Here is an 18,698-nt window from a genome sequence, read left to right on the forward strand (position 1 = left end):
CCGCGCCGAAAAGAGATGGTCTCAGTCAGGACATCAGCGGGAGCATTACCACCAAATCTCCATCTGCGCCCCGAACGTCCACTCATCGTTGTTGCCACGGCTGTTGGTTAAAATGCCGTTGCCGCTGCTGTCGTTAGATGCAAATGAGGTCAAGTCGCCGGCGCTGTCTTTGCTGTAACCCCACTTCTCATCCCACTTGGCGTAAGTGGCGAACAGACGCAATGCCGGACGCGACCAGATGCTGTCGCCCGCCTGCCACTGTTGCGCCAGTGTCACTTTGTATTGGCCGTTGCGCTCGCTCACCTGCTGCGACTTCACGTTGTCGTAGCCCACTTCCAGCAAGGTGCTCATGATTGGCGTCCATTTGTACATTGGGCGCACGCCCACGGTGTACCACTCGGTACCGCGGTTGTTATCAAGATCGGTGTTCTGGTACATGGCCACATACATCAGATCCCAGCGTTCGGCGAGGTTGATCGCGCCGTGATCGAGCACGCGGTACATGCTGCCGCTGTTGTTGATATTGGTGCCCTGCGGCAACCCTTTGCCCTGCGAGGTCAACGCATCGGTGGCGTACTGCAGTACGAATTTGTTGTAGCCCTTCATCATGCTTTGGGTATGTTCGGCAGTGAACATCCAACCATCTTTGGAGGCGTTATCTTCCAGACGATAGCCATCACGCGCGTTGGCGCGGCCGTAATCGACGCCCAGCTCCAGCACGCCGTCCGGGTTGGTCTCAATGCCCGCCAGACGTACATCGAACACGTCGTTCGCAGTGCTGGTGGCGTAATCACGGATCCGATCGCTGGAGAAGGTGTAAGAACCGCCGGCTTCTGAGGAGCGCGTGGCGGCGAACGAAAGTTTACCGAAGCCGAGGTCAACATCTTCCAGACCGGCACCCGGGCCGGAGATATCCCAGTAGTAGAAGTCGATCATGTGGACGTCATGGCGCTGATAGAAACGCTTACCGGCCCAGATGGTGGATCCCGGCAGGGCGTCAATCAGGTTTTTACCTTTCACGTTGGCTTCACGAAATGCCGGGGACGTCGCTTCCCAGTCATTCTGTTGTGAGACGGAATAGGCGACGTTGGTATCGAAATAGAAGCTCTTATCGCCCTCTTTCCACACTTCCTGGCCCAGTTTCAGTTCAGCGTAGGTTTCACATTCGTTACCCAAACGGTATTTACTTTGAGCACCGGTGGCCTGAAAACATTGCTGTTCCCCGCCGCTGCCGGTCCAGCCGATGCCCGAACGAGCATAGCCGGTAAAATCGACTGCCATTGACGGGGCAGAGAGCGTGCCCGCCGCGATAGCAACCGCGAGAGGGAGTTTGCGCAGAGTTAACATTTTCTATCTCCTGAGGTCATTGCTTTTATTGTTTTGCAGGGCTAAACACCGGGCTCCTGATGTAGCCTGCGACAGGCGCTGCCATCTTCACGGAAAAGATGGCAACGCTCCGGCGGCAGGCCGATGCCCATCAGGGCGCCCTCTTCTACCAGCACGACGTCCTCCTGGCGGTAAACCAGGCTTTGACGAATAGCGGGAATTTGGATGTGAATTTGCGTTTCGTGACCCAACTGCTCGACGACCATCACCTCGCCTTCGAGGGTGACGTCGGCAATATCGCTGGAGAGCAGATGCTCGGGCCGGATGCCTAACGACATGTTGCTGCCCACCTGAACGTCGGCGCTATCGACCGGCAGCCACACCAGCTGCGTGTTGGGTAAGCGCACCTGAACCTGATCGATCGCGGTGGCGGTCACTTTTACCGGTAAGAAATTCATGCGTGGCGAACCGATAAAGCCGGCGACGAAACGATTGGCGGGATAGTGATAAAGCTCGAGCGGCTTGCCGACCTGGGCAACGCGTCCGGCATCCAGCACCACGATTTTGTCGGCCAGCGTCATCGCTTCGGTCTGATCGTGGGTGACGTAAATCATGGTGCGATTCAGGCGCTTATGCAGGCGAGAGATCTCAATTCGCATCTGCACGCGCAGTGCCGCGTCGAGGTTAGAGAGTGGCTCATCCAGTAAAAACACGCGGGGTTCTGCCACCAGCGTACGACCAATCGCTACGCGCTGACGCTGCCCGCCGGAGAGCGCTTTAGGACGGCGATCCAGCAGATGCGCCAGCTGCAGCACCTCCGCGACCTGGTTGACCCGCTGCTGGATTTCCGCTTTACGCGTTCCGGCCAACTTCAGGCCAAATGACATGTTCTCTGCCACCGAAAGATGCGGGTACAGCGCGTAAGACTGGAACACCATGCCGATGCCGCGCTCCGCAGGCGGCACTTCGTTCATGCGTTGGTCACCAATAAACAGATCGCCGCTGGTGATGGTTTCGAGACCGGCAATCATGCGCAGCAGCGTCGATTTTCCGCAGCCTGAAGGACCGACAAACACCACGAACTCCCCTTCAGCTATTTCCAGGCTGATGTTTTTCGACACCTCGGTATCACCCCACACTTTGGAGACGCCGCGTAACGTAACGCTCGACATGATCATTTCCTCTCAGCTCACTCTTGTCCGCAGGTTGGCGGACAGACCCCGGCGACCACTATGGGCAAGGACGTTACGCCCGACATCCTCCACCGCAGCGCATCCGCGTGGGGGAGGAGACGGGAGGAGGAGAACGCGAGGAGTCAGGCGTTAAAGCGCGGAAGGCGATGATTTTTGTGATCGATAACGCAGAGCTGCGCGGTAATTTTGTGCGCCAACCCGTGATAAGGGGGCGGTTTTGTAACGCAGATCACAGTGAATGAGCGGCAGGCGTAGAGCTGGGGAGGATGAGAAGCCGAGACAGATACGCACAATGTGGTGGGTAAAACGATTTCCGTTTCCGCTAACAGGATGGAGTTATGACAATGAAAACCGGTGCACGCATTCTTGCCCTTTCCGCCCTGACGGCCGTGCTGTTTTCAGCCTCCGCCGTTGCCAAAATTGAAGAGGGAAAGCTGGTCATCTGGATCAACGGCGATAAGGGCTATAACGGCCTGGCTGAAGTGGGTAAAAAATTTGAGCAGGAGACCGGCATTAAGGTCACGGTTGAGCATCCGGACAAAATGGAAGAGAAGTATCCGCAGGTTGCCGCCACCGGCGACGGACCGGACATCATCTTCTGGGCGCACGACCGTTTCGGCGGTTACGCGCAGTCAGGCTTGTTAGCGGAGATCTCACCGGACGCCACTTTCCAGCAGAAGATTTTCCCGTTCACCTGGGATGCGGTGCGCTTCAACGGCAAACTGATCGGTTATCCGATTTCAGTCGAGTCGTTATCGCTGATTTACAACAAGGATCTGCTGCCTGAGCCGCCAAAAAGCTGGGAAGAGATCGCTGCGCTAGACAAAAAAATGCGCGCGCAAGGCAAGAGCGCCATGATGTTCAACCTGCAAGAGCCGTACTTCACCTGGCCACTGCTGGCAGCCGGTGGCGCCTATGCCTTTAAGCTTAACGATGGCCGCTACGACGTGAAGGATACCGGTGTCGATAATGCCGGCGCTAAAGCGGGCATGACCTTCCTTGTCGATCAGGTGAAGGCGAAAACGCTGAATGCCGACACCGATTACTCCATCGCCGAAGCCGCCTTCAACAAGGGGCAAACCGCCATGACCATTAACGGGCCATGGGCGTGGAGCAACATCGATAAGAGCAAGATCAACTACGGCGTTACGCTGCTGCCTACGCTCAATGGCAAACCCTCGAAAACCTTTGTCGGCGTGCTGAGTGCGGGTATCAATGCCGCCAGCCCGAACAAAGAGCTGGCGAAAGAGTTTCTGGAAAACTACCTGCTGACCGATGCTGGCCTCGACGCCGTCAACAAAGACAAGCCGTTAGGCGCAGTGGCGCTGAAATCTTTCCAGCAGACGCTGGAGAAGGATGAACGCATTGCCGCCACCATGAATAACGCGCGTAACGGCGACATCATGCCAAACATTCCGCAGATGGCCGCCTTCTGGTACGCCATGCGCACCGCCACGCTAAATGCGCTTAGCGGTCGTCAAAGCGTGGACGCGGCACTGAAAGATGCGCAGGCGCGTCTCAACAAGTAATCCTCTCTACCAGAGCCGGATCGCTCCGGCTCGTTACTGGCTGTTAAGGAAAACCGCATCATGTCAGGAAAACCGAAAACAGCACGCTACGGCGCCGTGCTGAAGGCTCTTTTTCTCGGTATCTGCTGTCTGCTGGTCGGCTATCTGCTCGTGCTGATGTATGCAAAAGGTGAATATCTGTTTGCGCTGGTGACGCTGATTATCAGCGCCGTCGGCATCTGGATTTATGCAAATCGTCGCACTTACGCCTGGCGCTATGTCTATCCCGGGCTGGCGGGCATGGCGCTGTTCGTGCTGTTTCCCCTCGCCTGCACCGTTGCGATTGCTTTCACTAACTACAGCAGCACCAACCAGCTGACGCTGGAGCGGGCGCAACAGGTGTTGCTGAGCCGACAGTATCAGGATGGCTCGGCGCTCAATTTCTCGCTGTTTCCGGCGGGCGATCGTTGGCAGTTGGTGCTGACGGAAGCCTCCAACGGGCAAACCTTCGTTTCCCCCGCATTTGCCTTTGGCGGCGCGCAACAGCTGAAACTCACCAGCGCCCCGCCGCCTGCCGGTGAACGTGCCACGCTGCGCATCGTCACCAGCAATCGCCAGGCGCTGAACCAGATTCAGGCTGAACTGCCGGATGGTCGTCGCGTGGTGATGAGCTCGCTGCGCCAGTTCTCTGGCACGCGTCCGCTGTTTGTGCTGCAAGCCAACGGCGATCTGAAAAACCAGCAGAGCGGTGCGCTGTATCAGGCCAATCGTGATACCGGCTTCTATCAGAACGCCAGCGGCGAAGCGCTCAGTCCGGGCTTCACGGTGAACAGCGGCTGGAAAAACTTCATCCGTGTGTTTACTGATGAAGGGATTCAGAAGCCGTTTCTGGCCATTTTTGGCTGGACGCTGCTGTTCTCATTCATCACCGTGATCCTGACCGTGGCGGTCGGTATGGTATTAGCCTGTTTGGTGCAGTGGGAAGCGCTGAAAGGCAAGGCGGTGTATCGCGTGATGTTGATTTTGCCGTATGCCGTGCCGGCGTTTATCTCGATCCTGATCTTTAAAGGGCTGTTCAACCAGAGCTTCGGTGAAATCAACGTGATGCTAAAGGCGCTGTTTGGTTTTCAGCCCGCCTGGTTCAGCGATCCGACGCTGGCGCGCACCATGCTGGTGATTGTGAACACCTGGCTCGGTTATCCCTACATGATGATTCTGTGTATGGGATTGCTGAAAGCGATTCCGGACGATCTCTATGAAGCGTCGGCAATGGACGGCGCCGGGCCGATGCAGAATTTCTTCCTGATTACCCTGCCGCTGCTATTGAAGCCGCTGATGCCGCTGATGATCGCCAGTTTTGCCTTTAACTTTAATAACTTTGTGCTGGTGCAGCTGCTGACCAACGGCGGGCCAGATCGTATCGGCACCACCACGCCGGCCGGCTATACCGATTTACTGGTGAATTACACCTGGCGTATCGCGTTTGAAGGCGGCGGCGGGCAGGACTTTGGCCTGGCGGCAGCGATTGCCACGCTGATCTTCCTGCTGGTGGGCGTGCTGGCGGTGATCAATCTGAAAGCCGTGCGGATGAAATTCGATTAAGGAGGCGTTATGGCTATGGTACAACCCAAGTCGCAAAAGCTGCGTCTGTTGATGACGCATCTGCTGCTGCTGATGTTTATTGCGGGAATTCTGTTTCCGCTGCTGATGGTCTTCGCCATCTCACTGCGCGCCGGTAACTTCGCTACCGGCTCGCTGATTCCGGATCAGATTTCCTGGGAACACTGGCAGCTAGCGCTAGGCTTCAGCGTGGAGCACGCCGACGGCCGCGTGACGCCACCGCCGTTCCCGGTGCTGCTGTGGCTGTGGAACTCGGTGAAGATCGCCGCCATCAGCGCCATTGGCATTGTGGCGCTCTCCACCACCTGCGCCTACGCATTTGCGCGCATGCGCTTTGCCGGACGCGCCACCTTGTTAAAAGGCATGCTGATTTTCCAGATGTTCCCCGCCGTGCTGTCGCTGGTGGCGCTCTATGCGCTGTTTGATCGCCTGGGACAATATCTGCCGTTTATCGGCCTCAACACCCATGGCGGCGTGATCTTTGCCTACCTTGGCGGCATTGCCCTGCACGTCTGGACTATTAAAGGTTATTTCGAAACCATCGATGGCTCGCTGGAAGAAGCCGCCGCGCTGGATGGTGCCACGCCGTGGCAGGCATTCCGACTGGTGCTGCTGCCGCTGTCGGTACCGATTCTGGCGGTGGTGTTTATTCTGGCGTTTATCGCCGCTGTAACGGAAGTGCCGGTTGCGTCGCTGCTGCTGCGCGATGTGAACAGCTACACGCTGGCGGTCGGCATGCAGCAATATCTCAACCCGCAAAACTATCTGTGGGGCGACTTTGCCGCTGCGGCGGTGTTGTCTGCGATTCCGATTACGCTGGTGTTCTTACTGGCACAACGCTGGCTGGTTAGCGGCCTGACGGCCGGTGGCGTGAAAGGCTAACCCGATTATTATCCTCCTTCCTCAATGTTCACTGCAATTGAGGGTTTTGGCGGCCTCAGGGCCGCTTTTTTTCTTGGGGTGTATCGATCGTTACGCAAAATAGCTACATAACGTTCATAGATGTAGGTGGTAGTGGCGCTGGTACAAACGCATTAACCGGCTCTTCGTAGCTTCGAGTAACGAATAACTTTCCTGACTCACGCTTCATTAAAACTTCTATTACTTAGCACAGTTGCTGTTAAAGTGTTTTTTAGTTACACCTCACCTTATTAAAACTGTCTTTAATAACTTAAGGACTTAGTAAAGGATGCTTTAATTACATATGACTTGACCTGCTCCCAAACTTAATCATTGTTCGATGATTAAATTAACACAATCATCATCTATAAAATAAATTGTAAAATTAACTTATTTTCATCACAGCGCCCGCCCAGAAATCATCGAGTATTTGCTCAATCTTCTCTGCTGATTCGCTATTTGACTGACGCACTATTGCATCGATTATTTTTTCTTTATCCAATCTTTGCAGTTCTGACTGTGATTCAGCACCACTGATCGCTGCGATATCTGCACCAAGTAAATACGCTCCCATGCGGATAACATCCCACTCCAGTTCCTCACCTCTGACCGGAAGTTCATAAATACGATCATCTTCTATCAGGCCATATTCGCTGAGGATTTTGTACAGATCCGCTGCGTCTTTACCATTTTCAGCACCGCGATCGCGCCACGCAAACAGCTTTAGCAAAGCAAGGCCGGGTAACGAGCAGAATTGAATAAGCTCTCCATCAGATAGCTCCACCAATATCGATTCACCGAAGGCTTCTTCAAAGCCATCGACAGACATAATTATCGTACGGTCGGGTGGCCAGGCAATTTGATTGGCCTCTGAAATACCACCAAATGGAATAATATCTAGCTCGATACCATTCATAACCATGCGGTGGGCATTCCCGTTAATCGATTGTGCACCGGCGTCATTGAAAGCCTGCTTCAATGCGTCAAATCTATCCCAGCCCGCCACAAATACGGCAAAATCGACATCTCGTGTTCGACGGCCAATGCTTCTTCCATATACGTTATGGATGAGGATTTCTCGCGCAGTGGCACCCGCAATGAAATAGGCAACACTTTGCTCAGCACAGATTTTATTAATACTACGCAGCAATGCTTCAGTAACTGAAAAGAGTGGCTTCATTAAGGTTAAGATATTTTTCATTTATGATCCTCGCGACTTCCCTCCTCCTGTCATCACCGCTATCCAGCAGATCAGCCAGGCATAACATCGCTCGCGCGCGTGAAGTCAGATGATAACTTCCCCAGAAACCGGCAATAAGCTGAAAATCCCCTTCACTAGAAGGTTTTAGCGCGAGTTCTTTACGACGCTGCAGCAACGGATGTGGGGTGTAAACAATTGCTGAGGTGGGGACCAAATAGCCGTTGCTGAGGTTTGCGGCAGCCAACTCTCCTCCTGCAATTTCATCGTCAGTCAAAGTAAGGTGTTCTGGTTTCTCCGGCATAGCCAGCTTCAGCTGATCAAGTTTGGGCTTTAACGAGCGAGGATAGTCATCTATCCACATTGCACAGAGCTCATCTACGCCGATGAGCCGCCTGCCATTTTTGGTCTTGCGAAAATAACGTTGATGCTCAAGATATTCGAAGGCTTTGCTTACCATACCCAAAGAGATGCCCGCCATTTCAGCCAGTGCACGGTAGGGTTGGTCGATAACGCTGGGGTCTGACAGCAAGATAAACAGCAGTTTCATGACTCCTACAGGGAATCTTCCGCCTGAGGTAACGGATTTTTTTTCCTGTTTGCCTTCAATCAGCATAAAAAATCCTGGTAACTGAATGCTTGCATTGCCGGCGGTGTCGATGAAATTAATGTCATTTTGCATACAGTACGCAGCAAGTGACTGAGTGAGCTGATTGCAGATAAGCAGTACTGGACGTTCTCGCTGCAAGCTTTCGATATGAGCCTTCACCCGCTTAAGCGTATCCATACGATGGATATGCTTAACCTCAAGGGTGAAGTTTATACTTTCATCATGCGGAGCAAAGAGTGTGGCCGAGCCAACTAAAGACAAGACGTGTGGAGCGAGGTCGTACTCCAGACGAATTCCGGTCGGCAGGCAGCGGGTTGCATCAGAAATCAGTTGTTCCATCTTCATTTGTTCACGCTTTCGTTTCGTTCATGATTCATGAACAAAATAATTATATGAACAAAGATAAAAAAATACAACGTCCCCTTTACCACCCACACCACTGACGCTGAGGGCGCGCACCACATATGGCAGCGCCACCACCACATGCCCAATTACTAATCCTCTGATCTTTCCTGCGATACCCGCCGCCGTTAGCACATAGAACTGCGTAAGGCGCTGCAACCAGCTTCCTGGGCTTTAGAAGCACAGCATCAAACGAAATTAAGCGATCATTCTCTCATTCCATCCATCCTTGAATACAATGTTGCCGTCGACATATTTCCATGTGATCGTTTCATATCGTAGCTCAATATTTTCCAGATGCGTACTGGTCTGGCCGTTTGGCAGCAGGGCCGGAGAGATGCTGGAGATTTTGACGTTATCCAGGAGAATATTAAAATATTCAACTTCAATGCCCGCTTCGTTAATTCGGTACATCTTGATAGTGGCAGATTTCAGCGTTCTGGCCTGACATAATGCACGAAACAGCACCGGCGTTGTTCTATCGAACTCCTTTTGAATGGATATCGGTGCATGAATCCGTGTGGCTGTCAGCCTTCCCGTATGCGAATCCACCGGAATCGTAATATTGTGCATGACCGAATTGAGCTCTATCGAACCGAGTCTGGTCGGCATCATGCATGAACCCACAATCGGAGAACCACTTTCATCTTCTAACCAGAGATGTGCTGGAGTTGACATATTTATTCCTTTAAATTAACGAAATTTATAAACAAAAAATGTCAGAGCGCATAGATAAAATATCCCCACACTCAACATCCCACTATCTGGATAATAAATTACCTTCAACACTCCAAATATTAAAGTAGTTATAACCGGGCCATAGATACATAACAAAAACTTTCCTTCAGTTATTAACCACTGTTTTAAAAATCTCTTCATGCTTTTCCCATTAATTTCATTAAAACTTCAGCGATCTCATAATCTGAAAGCCATTCGTTTTTAAGTGCACCTGCACGCATTAGCGTAGTTTCAACAAGGAAATACATCATTTCGAGCTCACGGACATATAATGCGTGATAATAAGGCGGATGCATTAACTGCAGGCGCTTCGCGCTATCTGCTGCATTCTGAACTACCCCATAAATTCCCAAGCCACCGGCCATAACCCCAACGACTTGTCCAATGTTTCTTCCAACAGGTAGCGTAATGTTGAGTCCCGCTACGACCGCAAGAGTCGCGCCCAGACTAAATGAAGATGAAGTGAGTGTACTTGCAGCGATATGGATGTTAGCCCGCATTAGATGCATTTTTATTACTTCAAGCTGCCGGAAATTTCTGTTTTGCAGTTGATAATCTAAGTATGTTTTTAGCAGTGAGAAAACAATATTTCGCTCTTTTACTAACTGCGCTACCCCCATCAGGAATCGATTATCTTCCAGCGCCTGTTTTTTACAAACATCATAATATTCATCAGTAAAACACGATGCATAAAATGAAAGCCGGGTCGCCCCTTTATTGATCTTACTGACTTGATCCGAAACTGCATCAATAACGCCTGCAACCGCATTGTCGAGTTTTTCTGCCAGAATCCTTTGCGCCTGAAGCTGCCGTATGACCGCATCACTGTGGTACATAAATATCCCTATCGTTAATTCTGTTAACCACAAAAACTATAGGGAAATGATAAAATTCAGTGAAGCTAAATTTTAGCCAGTTGTGATCCTTATTCATAAAAATAACATCGCTGAAAACCGCCCTTAGCAATGCGATTTACTCTTTCAACTAAGGAAATTTCTGAGGTGGATCAGTTAGCGTATTATCTATAATTTAATGCGCTAACTCACCGTTGATTAGCACAATTAGTTGCGGCGCGATTATCGCGCGTATTGCTGACAGCACCGCACCTATCCACATATTGCGCAATAAATTGCGCCGCTACGACGCGTGCAAATAGGTTTATGCGCACGCATCAGCTCATCACCAATCCACCATCCACATACAGCGTCTGCCCGGTGACAAACTCGCTCCAGTCTGATGCCAGAAACAGCACCGGTCCGGTGATATCTTCCGGCCGTGCGATGCGGCGCAGCGGGGTTTGTGCAGTGAGGAAATCGCGCACCTCTTCGCGCGTTGCCTGGCTGGCATCGGTGGGATAAACCAATCCCGGAGCCACGCAGTTGACGCGAATCCCCAGCGGGCCGAGTTCTGTGGCCAGCGTGCGGCTAAAACCGATCAGCCCCGCTTTCGCAGTGATGTAATCGTGATAAGGCACGGAAGGACGCGCCACCAGATCACTGACGATATTGACGATGCTGCCGCGCACCCGTGCGCGCATCAGCGGCAGCGCCGCCTGGCACAGGTTATAGGCGGCTTTGACCGAGCCATCGAACTGTGCCTGATAGGCTGACCACGGCGTTTCCCAGAAACGCTGGCGATGGTCGGTATCAAACACATAGGGGGCAAAGGCGTTGTTGATTACGGCATCAAGGCAGCCGGTGGCGCTGACGATCTGCTCCATCATGGCGTTGACCTGCTGCTCAGAGGTGACATCTGCCGCGATGGCTAATGCCTCGCCGCCCAGCGACCGGCACGCCTCAACCACGCTAGCGGCGGCGTCTGCATTGCGCAGATAATTGACCACCACAAAAGCGCCTTCCGCGGCGAAGGCTTTGGCAAGGGCAGCGCCAATGCCCCGGCTTGCACCGGTAACCAGCACCGTACGGTTAGTGAATTTCATTAAAGGCTCCTGAAATATGGGATGTGATGCAGCGAAATCTTAGAGGTGTCTGCCCGGTGCGCATGAATGCGCGCCCTGCAAAACGCATATCAGTCTGCATAGGGCGCGAATCGTTCAGCCGCCGCCTCGGCACCCTGCTCGATCTCGGTGATAGTGACCAGATCAAGCAGGCTAAAACGGCCATCGTGATGCCAGCCCGCTTCAGGCGACGTCATGTCACCGAACGCCGTAATGCGGGTAACACCCGCCTGGCCCAGCAAAGCGGAAAGACGAAACAGTTCGGCAGGCGTTGCAGCCACGCCTGCCGTCTGGAGAACCTGGCGCTGCTGCGCTAACGCCTGTATGGCCTCCTCCAGCGCATCAACGGCGACCACTTTCAGCGTGCGTCCGAGTGCGGAAGGTAACAGCGCTTCCGCTTGTGCCACGATCACCACCGCCCAGCCGTCGGTGGGATGGCCGTAAAGCGTTCGGCCATCCGCCAGCGCACGCATCTCTTCGCCATTACGCCATGCCGCGAGGCTGTTCATCTCTTCAATAGCCAGTGGACGGCGCGGATGTTTACGTGCCAACGCGGCAAGTTCATGCGCGATATAGGCGGCGAATTCGTCCGATGACACCGCTCCTCCGCGCTCGACAAACAGCATCTGCGGCGAGTAGCAGCCGGCCTGGTCGTAACGCATCACGTCATAAGCCACGCGTCGTGCCAGTTCTGCGCCCTGACGGGTATTGAGCGCCGAGGCGGCTACCAGCCCAACGCTGATTTTATGGCCGTGCGGCAGGAAACGCGTGGTGACAGGCAAACGCTGCTGAATGGCGGCGAGCGTGTTGTTGCCACCATAGGCCAGCACCACATCCGCTTGCCGTAACCAGGTCGGCTCAGTTTCCGCGCTGCCGCCCTGCCACCAAACCACCGCCAGACACGCGCCAAGTTGAGGATCGATTTCGGCCAGCAGCTGCGCAAACCAGCTCGCCATCAGCGGTTCATTGCCGGGTAATTTGCCAATGGTGCCGGCCTTCACCAGCAAACCACAAATCAGGCTCCACAGCGGTAAGCCCGGCACATTGCCAGCCCAGATATGCAGCAGGAGTTCCGGGCCAAACGCACGGGCAAAACCGCCTTTGGGCCGTGGCTGAAAATCATCCAGCATCTGCGGATGGGCGAAGTCCTCCGCCAGAAAGCGCTTAAGCTGCGGCTGGCGAAATGTCTTGAGATAACCGGTGAGGCCAAGGCGCACCATGTCTGCGTCATAGCCCGTCACGATCGGCAGCAGCTTTTCGGCCTTGATGCGCAAGGGATGCGTGCGATCCAGCAGTCGCGCCACCGCTTCATCAATAATGGTGATGATCTGCGCCACGCTCAGCTGATGCAGATAGGCGCGCGCATTGGCGCGTACGCGGGCAGTCAGCGCGATGATTTGCGCTTCGTCCAGCGCCGGAACATCCACTTCCACGATCTCACTACCCTGACCAAATCGCAGCGTGTGCCATTGCACTTCGCTGGCGCATAAGCCCGGCAGATGCCCCGCCACTTCTTTCACGGATTCACCTGCGCGGCAGCCAGAAAATCTTCCATGGTCAGTGAGCATCCCTTTGCATCCGCGCCGGTTACCCGTCCAAGCAGGTGAAAACCACCAGGCACGATGATGCCCGCATCTTCCGTCAGCAAAGCGGAAACGGAATTGAAATGGGCCAGATCGTGATGAACCAGCACGCCAACTTCGCCATCGGGCATGTCGTCGCCGGTTAATGGGTTCACCACACGCGTGCGGATCCAGTGCGGGCCGGATTTGACCGGCGGGCAGATTTCATTGCCCTCGTCATAAAATTGCGTGCTGATTTCCGTCATGCCGTACATGTTGATGCACTGCGCGCGTGGAATGCCAAAGGCATTGGCAAGCGATGTGTAAAATGCCTCTGCGGCAATCTCGCGGGATTGGCCTTTGAAGCCGCCGGTGTCAAGAATACGGCTGCCGGCGGGAAGGGAGAAACGACGCTGCTGGCGCTGCATTTCGTCCAGCAGCGGTACAAAGCTGTAGCTGGCACCCAGTAGCGCATAGGGTTCACCGCTGTTTTCAGCCTGCTCAAGCGCGGCGAATACGCGTTCCACGTCGAGGCCGTGTTCACCCACCATCACTTCACTTGCGGGTGTACCAAAGGCCTGTACCGCCAGCGCCAGGTATGTCGCCAGCGAGGAGTTCGGCATCGCGACGGTATCCGGAAACAGAATCCCCATACGAATGCGATCGACGCCTGCCATAAAGCGCTGGCGGAAATTCAGCATCATCGAACATTGCCAAACGTCCAGCGTTGGATGGTAGCTGCGACCTTTGACTGTACCGGTGGTGCCACTGGTCATAAAAACAGCCTGCATCGCTTCGATGGGGCCACAGCTCAGGGTAAAGTCTTTGAAAGCGGTAATCGGAATCGCCGGAATATTGCGCCAGTGTTTGATCGTCAGCGGCGTGCGTCCGCGCTGGATGGCGAAGCGGCGATAGGGTTGGTTGTGGGCGAATTGATAGGCGAAGATTTCGAGGGCCAGCTGGTTGAAATCGTCATCCGAGCTGTCGCTGCGCTGGAGGAAAGCCAGCAACGTTGAGATTATTGCCGATTCGGTCATGTTCGTAGCCACCTTTGCGATTGCATTAAAACTCCCCGGCATCACCCGAAGAGCGCGAACTGTCCGCTACAAAGCACAAAGATGGAATCAGGGCGTGCAAGCCCTGCGGTTCCGCATCCCTACGCCGGTATTAGCCGGATCAGGTTCGGAGGGTCACTACGATGCCAGTAAAAAACACCAGCCGGTAGAATCTCAGCCCCCTAACAGGGCACCCCTTGGAACAAGCCGCAGTCTAGGATGGCGGTTGATGATGTGTCAATAGGAGTAAAAAGACGGCTGATGTTGCACGGCATCGTTGCTGGACCGGCATTTATTGCATGTTGCCTTATACTTTGTTCATGGCTTTGCGTAAGAGGTGAAATATGGCGGGCGGTTGGTCTGATGATGGTGCAGTAAACAAACAAATTGATGCCACGGTAGATGATGCAGTGGCACGGGCGCGCAGTCATCTCGGACACGGTGAAAGCGCCGAGTTTTGCGATGAGTGCGGCGCTCCCATCCCGGAAGCGCGCCGTGCGGCGTTAAAGGGCGTGCGTTACTGTGTAAATTGTCAGAGTAACATTGATAAAAAACAGGCGGCGATCGGCGGTTACAACCGTCGCGGCAGTAAAGATAGCCAGCTAAGGTAATCCCCATCACCCGACTGCCACCCGTGCACTAAACGCCTTGCGCCACTTAGTCGGCGTGGTGTTAAGCCGCTGCCGAAAGTGATGGCGCAACGTTTCGGGCGATCCAAAACCGGCCTGCTCGGCTACCCGCTCAATACTCAGCATGCCGCTCTCAAGCAGCGCGCAGGCTTTCTCCAGACGAACGCTCAACATCCACTCGCCGGGCGTGGTACCGGTGGCATCATGAAAGCGACGCAAAAACGTGCGTCGACTCATACCGGCTTGCCTGGCAAGCTGCTCAATAACCAGCGGCGTATTCAGATTGCCGCGTAAATCATCCAGCAGCGGAGAGAGCGTTTTTGCCTGACGCTGCGGCACCGGCTGCTGAAGCAACTGCGCCTGATTGCCTTCACGCAGCGGCGGCGTCACCATTCTGCGGGCGGTACGATTGGCGACTTCAATACCATAATCCCTTCGAATCAGGTGCAGACATAAATCGACACCCGCCGCACCGCCCGCTGAAGTGATGATGTTGCCCTCATCGACATAAATCATGCCATGCTCAACGTGAACCGCCGGGAACCTTTGCGCCAAAATATCGGTGCTATTCCAGTGGGCCGTGGCACGCTTTCCATCCAGTAATCCGGCCGCTCCCAATACAAAACTTCCGGCACAGATGGAAACAATGCGCGTCCCCTTGCAGTGCGCTTGCTGTAACGCCGCAATCAGCCGGGGCGATGCAGGCTCATGCACGCTGCGCCAACCGGGAATAACGATGGTGCCCGCGGCTTCCAGCAGTTCAAGCCCGCCATCCACCACCAGGCGAATTCCCCCCTGCGCGCCAAAGGTGCCCTCTTCCACTGAGGCTACGCTCAAATCATATAACGGTGCGCCAAAAACTTCGTCTACCCGACCGAAAGCCTCAACGGCCGTACCGAATTCGAAGGTACAAAGGCATTCATACGCAAGAAGCACCAGGCGGCGATTGATGGGTGCAGGAGAATCGGCGCGGCGCGCTGAGGTGATGTGCATATAAGGTCTATCCACGATATTGGCATGATCTTGACGATATATGGCATCGCGCGCAATTTCCATCATCACGTCACTGTTTCATGCTGGCACTCACTTACCGTTTTACAGGGATTGCGTATGAAGAACATGTTAGCGCTGATGGCGGTTTGTCTCGCCGCTTTAATGTCTGGTCTGGAAATATCCAGCGTGCCGGTAATTTTGCCGGTGCTTGAGCGCGAAATGCACGCCAGTTTCCGCGAGTTGCAGTGGATCATGAACGCCTATACGCTCGCCTGCACCGCAGTGCTCATGGCCACCGGCACGCTGGCGGACACCTATGGACGCAAGCGTGTTTTCCTCATCAGTATCATGGCGTTTGGCCTCACCTCACTGATGTGTGGCGTGGTCGACAGTGCACGCTGGCTGATTATTGGACGCGCGCTGCAAGGCTTAAGCGGTGGTGCCATGCTGACGTGCCTGATTGCCATCCTTTCATCCCAGTTCCCACAGGGAAAATCACGCAGCCGCGCGTTTGCGGCATGGGGGATGACGTTTGGCTTTGGTCTGGGTTTTGGGCCGATCATTGGCGGCATGCTGGTGGCCTGGTTCAGCTGGCAATGGGTATTTTTGGTACACGGTTTTATCGCGTTACTCACCCTGATTCTGGCGATGAAAAACGTGGTGGAGTCACGAGATAGCGAAGCCAAAAAACTCGATTTTGCTGGGCTGGTGACGCTATCTCTCAGCGTAGTGGGCATCACCTACCTTATCACCCAAGGGCGTTCCCTGGGTTGGGGCAGCGCAATCGTGCAGCTCTGTATGCTGGTCACCGCGGTCAGCGCGCTGCTGTTTGTGTGGATTGAAACGCGCCATCCTCACCCGATGTTTGATTTCACCGTGTTTCGCATTCGCCCATTCTCTGGCGCGCTGATGGGCTCGATTGGCATGAACTTTAGCTTCTGGCCGCTAATGATTTATCTGCCGGTTTATTATCAGAGCGGTCTGGGCTACAGCAGCATGGCAACCGGGCTGGCGCTGCTGGCCTATACCTTGCCTACGCTGCTGATGCCGCCGATTGGTGAAAAACTGGTGGTCCGTTTTGGCGCGGCGCGCTTGATTCCGCTGGGTTTGTTGAGCATCGGCGTGGGCTTCATATTGATGAAATTCGCCGCTGAATATCACACCAGTATATTACCCGGCGCGCTGCTGGCAGGCATGGCGTTGGGGCTCACCAATACACCGGTGACAAACACCACCACCGGTTCAGTGCCCGGTAACCGAGCGGGCATGGCATCAGGAATTGATATCAGCGCGCGGCTGATTACGCTGGCAATCAATATCGCCTTAATGGGGAGTTTGCTGGTAGCCAGCGTGGCGACAAGTTTGAAACGCATCATACCAACCCTCAACGATGCGCACGCGCTGGCAGAACAGATTGCCAGCGGTGGCGAGGTTGCGCTTGCTCATGACGTGGCGCAGCAGGTGCTTATTGAGGGATTTTCAGCGGTGCTAACGTATGGCGCGATCGGCGTGTGCGGCCTGGCGCTGGCGAGTTATTGGTTATTCAGCGGCAAATCGAAGCGCATGCGTACCATCGCCGATAAGGGCTTTGTCGGGTGCACTGTTAAGCGCACCCGCTAGAACATGGCCCGAAATCTTCCTATTCAGGCGTCTGTGAGGAGGAACGATTATTCGATGACAAAGAGATGCCCAGGCCTAATGCCGCCATTGCAACGATTGGAATGCCGATCATCCACGGCAGGGTAAACGTCACAGCAAACAGCGCCGTGCCCGTCGCCGGCCCCACGGAGTCACGCAGATCGCTGACCACGGATAGAGCGGCCATATAGGTTGCCCGCAGCCGGACCGGAGCCAGTTGATTGACTGCTGCGGGCATCAACGGTCCAACCATCATTTGGGAAAGGGAGTAGAAACAGACGGCCACGATCAGGGAGAAGAGATGAGAGAAAATCAAAAGCACGGCAAAGGCCAGTATTAACGTCGCGCCAGCACTGAGAATGATGAACATCGGCGAACGCAGAGCCAGCATTCTGGTCAATGTTAACTGCCCAAGTGTGTTAAGCACCGCGCCCAAAGTGAAGAGAAACCCGACATTGGTGCTGCTGATCCCCAGTTGATTATGGGCATAAAGCGGCATGACGGCTTCGACCCAGCTGCCAGCAACACCCAGCAGCAGCGCCCAAATCAATAATGCGGCAAGTCGGCGATCGCGAAAAGCGGGCATTAACGCACTAAAGCCCTCCTCCTCTTCAGCCTCTTCGTCTGCGAGTTGCTGCCGGGTTTCGGGCAAGAGAATAACCAGCATCACGCCACCGCAAAGCATAGAAATGCCACTGGCCAAAAACACGTAACCCAGGTTGCTTTGCACGATTAGCGCTCCCAGCAGCGGCCCCACGATCCCCCCCGCGCAGGCGAAAACGCGAGCTTTACTGAATTGGTTGCGATGCTCAGTCTCTGGGGTTACATCAGCGATCAGCGTGTATATCGTCGGATGAAGTACGGATTCAAAAATCCCGATGATAACCAACACGCAGGCGGTTTCTACCACGCCATGGGTGAAAAAGAGGGCGATGAAACCAAGGCCGATGCCGCTAGCCGACCCAATTAGCACCGGCCTACGACCAATGCGGTCGGCAATGCCGCCAATAAACGGAGCGGCGATCAGTTCACCGCCGGCATAGCAGCCAAACAAAAAACCGATTAGACCAATGGGAATCGCCGCCGAATGCTGAGCCCAAAGTGGAAAGAAAGGCACCATAAGACCGTCAGCGAAGCCCGCAATGAAGAAGAGAATGAAGCCAGCAATTTGTGGGTGGGGAAATGAAATCAGCGGAAGAGAAATTTTAGACATGTAATCGTTACCTGCACACCAGAAATACTCCATTTCGGAGTAGGAGGATGTGCGTTGGCTAACGTAAACGCTTACGACCTTGTTAGGGCTCTGCTAAAGTAATCAATAATTTTTTAGCATTCAACAATAATGTGCAAACTGCCTGCAGCTCCAGGG

The 18,698-nt window shown here is 54.2% G+C and carries 17 protein-coding genes and 1 riboswitch; of the genes, 5 read left to right on the forward strand and 12 right to left on the reverse strand.

Annotated elements, in window-relative coordinates:
• Window positions 1–45: 45 nt before the first annotated feature.
• Window positions 46–1,347 carry a maltoporin gene (locus tag ACIP6T_RS11570; RefSeq protein WP_097098285.1) on the reverse strand — a complete coding sequence of 434 codons (1,302 nt, stop codon included), beginning with the start codon at window positions 1,345–1,347 and terminating at the stop codon, window positions 46–48.
• A gap of 41 nt (window positions 1,348–1,388) precedes the next feature.
• Window positions 1,389–2,498, reverse strand: a complete 1,110-nt coding sequence (malK, locus tag ACIP6T_RS11575; RefSeq protein ID WP_345830211.1) for a maltose/maltodextrin ABC transporter ATP-binding protein MalK — start codon at window positions 2,496–2,498, stop codon at window positions 1,389–1,391.
• A gap of 359 nt (window positions 2,499–2,857) precedes the next feature.
• On the opposite strand from malK, the gene malE reads away from it, so the two are divergent.
• The 3 genes from malE to malG are packed head-to-tail and all read left to right on the forward strand — an operon-like array spanning window position 2,858 to window position 6,529.
• Entirely contained in the window at window positions 2,858–4,048 is a 1,191-nt protein-coding gene (gene malE, locus ACIP6T_RS11580) for a maltose/maltodextrin ABC transporter substrate-binding protein MalE (protein WP_141400280.1), read from the forward strand.
• Between the two features lie 60 nt (window positions 4,049–4,108).
• Window positions 4,109–5,629: a maltose ABC transporter permease MalF gene (gene malF, locus ACIP6T_RS11585; RefSeq protein ID WP_400457221.1), complete on the forward strand. Its 1,521-nt coding sequence runs from the start codon at window positions 4,109–4,111 to the stop codon at window positions 5,627–5,629.
• Between the two features lie 9 nt (window positions 5,630–5,638).
• Complete coding sequence (gene malG, locus ACIP6T_RS11590; RefSeq protein WP_097098281.1) at window positions 5,639–6,529, forward strand: maltose ABC transporter permease MalG; 891 nt, start codon at window positions 5,639–5,641, stop codon at window positions 6,527–6,529.
• A 403-nt stretch (window positions 6,530–6,932) separates the two neighbouring features.
• Here the strand turns inward: malG and ACIP6T_RS11595 are convergent, their stop codons facing one another.
• The 8 genes from ACIP6T_RS11595 to ACIP6T_RS11630 all read right to left on the reverse strand — a co-directional run bounded on the left by ACIP6T_RS11595 (window position 6,933) and on the right by ACIP6T_RS11630 (window position 14,051).
• Window positions 6,933–7,748, reverse strand: coding sequence for a nucleotidyl transferase AbiEii/AbiGii toxin family protein (locus ACIP6T_RS11595; RefSeq protein WP_400457223.1), 816 nt, complete (start codon window positions 7,746–7,748; stop codon window positions 6,933–6,935).
• Window positions 7,702–8,700 carry a type IV toxin-antitoxin system AbiEi family antitoxin gene (locus ACIP6T_RS11600; protein ID WP_400457225.1) on the reverse strand — a complete coding sequence of 333 codons (999 nt, stop codon included), beginning with the start codon at window positions 8,698–8,700 and terminating at the stop codon, window positions 7,702–7,704. The genes ACIP6T_RS11595 and ACIP6T_RS11600 overlap by 47 nt, the downstream gene beginning before the upstream one ends.
• 21 nt (window positions 8,701–8,721) lie before the next feature.
• Window positions 8,722–8,916, reverse strand: a complete 195-nt coding sequence (locus ACIP6T_RS11605) for a hypothetical protein (protein WP_400457228.1) — start codon at window positions 8,914–8,916, stop codon at window positions 8,722–8,724.
• 39 nt (window positions 8,917–8,955) lie between these two features.
• The gene (locus tag ACIP6T_RS11610; protein ID WP_400457230.1) at window positions 8,956–9,435 is read right to left on the reverse strand and encodes an Hcp family type VI secretion system effector; all 480 of its coding nucleotides are present in this window, start codon (window positions 9,433–9,435) and stop codon (window positions 8,956–8,958) included.
• A gap of 197 nt (window positions 9,436–9,632) precedes the next feature.
• Window positions 9,633–10,331, reverse strand: a complete 699-nt coding sequence (locus ACIP6T_RS11615) for a hypothetical protein (RefSeq protein ID WP_400457232.1) — start codon at window positions 10,329–10,331, stop codon at window positions 9,633–9,635.
• Window positions 10,332–10,666: 335 nt separating this feature from the next.
• A complete protein-coding gene (locus tag ACIP6T_RS11620; RefSeq protein WP_400457234.1) occupies window positions 10,667–11,434 on the reverse strand; it encodes a 3-oxoacyl-ACP reductase in 768 nt (255 codons plus the stop codon).
• A gap of 89 nt (window positions 11,435–11,523) precedes the next feature.
• Entirely contained in the window at window positions 11,524–12,972 is a 1,449-nt protein-coding gene (locus ACIP6T_RS11625; RefSeq protein WP_400457236.1) for an acyl-CoA reductase, read from the reverse strand.
• The gene (locus ACIP6T_RS11630) at window positions 12,969–14,051 is read right to left on the reverse strand and encodes a long-chain fatty acid--CoA ligase (protein ID WP_400457238.1); all 1,083 of its coding nucleotides are present in this window, start codon (window positions 14,049–14,051) and stop codon (window positions 12,969–12,971) included. Before ACIP6T_RS11630 ends, ACIP6T_RS11625 begins: the two co-directional genes overlap by 4 nt.
• A gap of 99 nt (window positions 14,052–14,150) precedes the next feature.
• Window positions 14,151–14,277: riboswitch (TPP riboswitch) on the reverse strand.
• A 136-nt stretch (window positions 14,278–14,413) separates the two neighbouring features.
• Here ACIP6T_RS11630 and ACIP6T_RS11635 point away from each other — a divergent pair.
• Complete coding sequence (locus ACIP6T_RS11635) at window positions 14,414–14,680, forward strand: DksA/TraR family C4-type zinc finger protein (RefSeq protein WP_097098273.1); 267 nt, start codon at window positions 14,414–14,416, stop codon at window positions 14,678–14,680.
• Window positions 14,681–14,686: 6 nt separating this feature from the next.
• Here ACIP6T_RS11635 and ACIP6T_RS11640 read toward each other — a convergent pair whose 3' ends face one another.
• The gene (locus ACIP6T_RS11640) at window positions 14,687–15,691 is read right to left on the reverse strand and encodes a helix-turn-helix domain-containing protein (RefSeq protein ID WP_400457948.1); all 1,005 of its coding nucleotides are present in this window, start codon (window positions 15,689–15,691) and stop codon (window positions 14,687–14,689) included.
• A gap of 117 nt (window positions 15,692–15,808) precedes the next feature.
• On the opposite strand from ACIP6T_RS11640, the gene ACIP6T_RS11645 reads away from it, so the two are divergent.
• Complete coding sequence (locus ACIP6T_RS11645) at window positions 15,809–17,311, forward strand: MFS transporter (protein WP_400457240.1); 1,503 nt, start codon at window positions 15,809–15,811, stop codon at window positions 17,309–17,311.
• A gap of 19 nt (window positions 17,312–17,330) precedes the next feature.
• Here the strand turns inward: ACIP6T_RS11645 and ACIP6T_RS11650 are convergent, their stop codons facing one another.
• A complete protein-coding gene (locus ACIP6T_RS11650) occupies window positions 17,331–18,542 on the reverse strand; it encodes an MFS transporter (protein WP_400457242.1) in 1,212 nt (403 codons plus the stop codon).
• Window positions 18,543–18,698 lie beyond the last annotated feature (156 nt).

The organism is Pantoea sp. NPDC088449 (assembly GCF_044753225.1).
Classification (GTDB): domain Bacteria; phylum Pseudomonadota; class Gammaproteobacteria; order Enterobacterales; family Enterobacteriaceae; genus Pantoea; species Pantoea floridensis.

Bases quoted from the DNA above. Each gene is read 5' to 3' on its own strand.
- ACIP6T_RS11570 (WP_097098285.1), bottom strand. From the start codon at position 1,347: ATGTTAACTCTGCGCAAACTCCCTCTCGCGGTTGCTATCGCGGCGGGC.
- malK (WP_345830211.1), bottom strand. From the start codon at position 2,498: ATGTCGAGCGTTACGTTACGCGGCGTCTCCAAAGTGTGGGGTGATACC.
- malE (WP_141400280.1), top strand. From the start codon at position 2,858: ATGACAATGAAAACCGGTGCACGCATTCTTGCCCTTTCCGCCCTGACG.
- malF (WP_400457221.1), top strand. From the start codon at position 4,109: ATGTCAGGAAAACCGAAAACAGCACGCTACGGCGCCGTGCTGAAGGCT.
- malG (WP_097098281.1), top strand. From the start codon at position 5,639: ATGGCTATGGTACAACCCAAGTCGCAAAAGCTGCGTCTGTTGATGACG.
- ACIP6T_RS11595 (WP_400457223.1), bottom strand. From the start codon at position 7,748: ATGAAAAATATCTTAACCTTAATGAAGCCACTCTTTTCAGTTACTGAA.
- ACIP6T_RS11600 (WP_400457225.1), bottom strand. From the start codon at position 8,700: ATGAAGATGGAACAACTGATTTCTGATGCAACCCGCTGCCTGCCGACC.
- ACIP6T_RS11610 (WP_400457230.1), bottom strand. From the start codon at position 9,435: ATGTCAACTCCAGCACATCTCTGGTTAGAAGATGAAAGTGGTTCTCCG.
- ACIP6T_RS11615 (WP_400457232.1), bottom strand. From the start codon at position 10,331: ATGTACCACAGTGATGCGGTCATACGGCAGCTTCAGGCGCAAAGGATT.
- ACIP6T_RS11620 (WP_400457234.1), bottom strand. From the start codon at position 11,434: ATGAAATTCACTAACCGTACGGTGCTGGTTACCGGTGCAAGCCGGGGC.
- ACIP6T_RS11630 (WP_400457238.1), bottom strand. From the start codon at position 14,051: ATGACCGAATCGGCAATAATCTCAACGTTGCTGGCTTTCCTCCAGCGC.
- ACIP6T_RS11635 (WP_097098273.1), top strand. From the start codon at position 14,414: ATGGCGGGCGGTTGGTCTGATGATGGTGCAGTAAACAAACAAATTGAT.
- ACIP6T_RS11640 (WP_400457948.1), bottom strand. From the start codon at position 15,691: ATGCACATCACCTCAGCGCGCCGCGCCGATTCTCCTGCACCCATCAAT.
- ACIP6T_RS11645 (WP_400457240.1), top strand. From the start codon at position 15,809: ATGAAGAACATGTTAGCGCTGATGGCGGTTTGTCTCGCCGCTTTAATG.
- ACIP6T_RS11650 (WP_400457242.1), bottom strand. From the start codon at position 18,542: ATGTCTAAAATTTCTCTTCCGCTGATTTCATTTCCCCACCCACAAATT.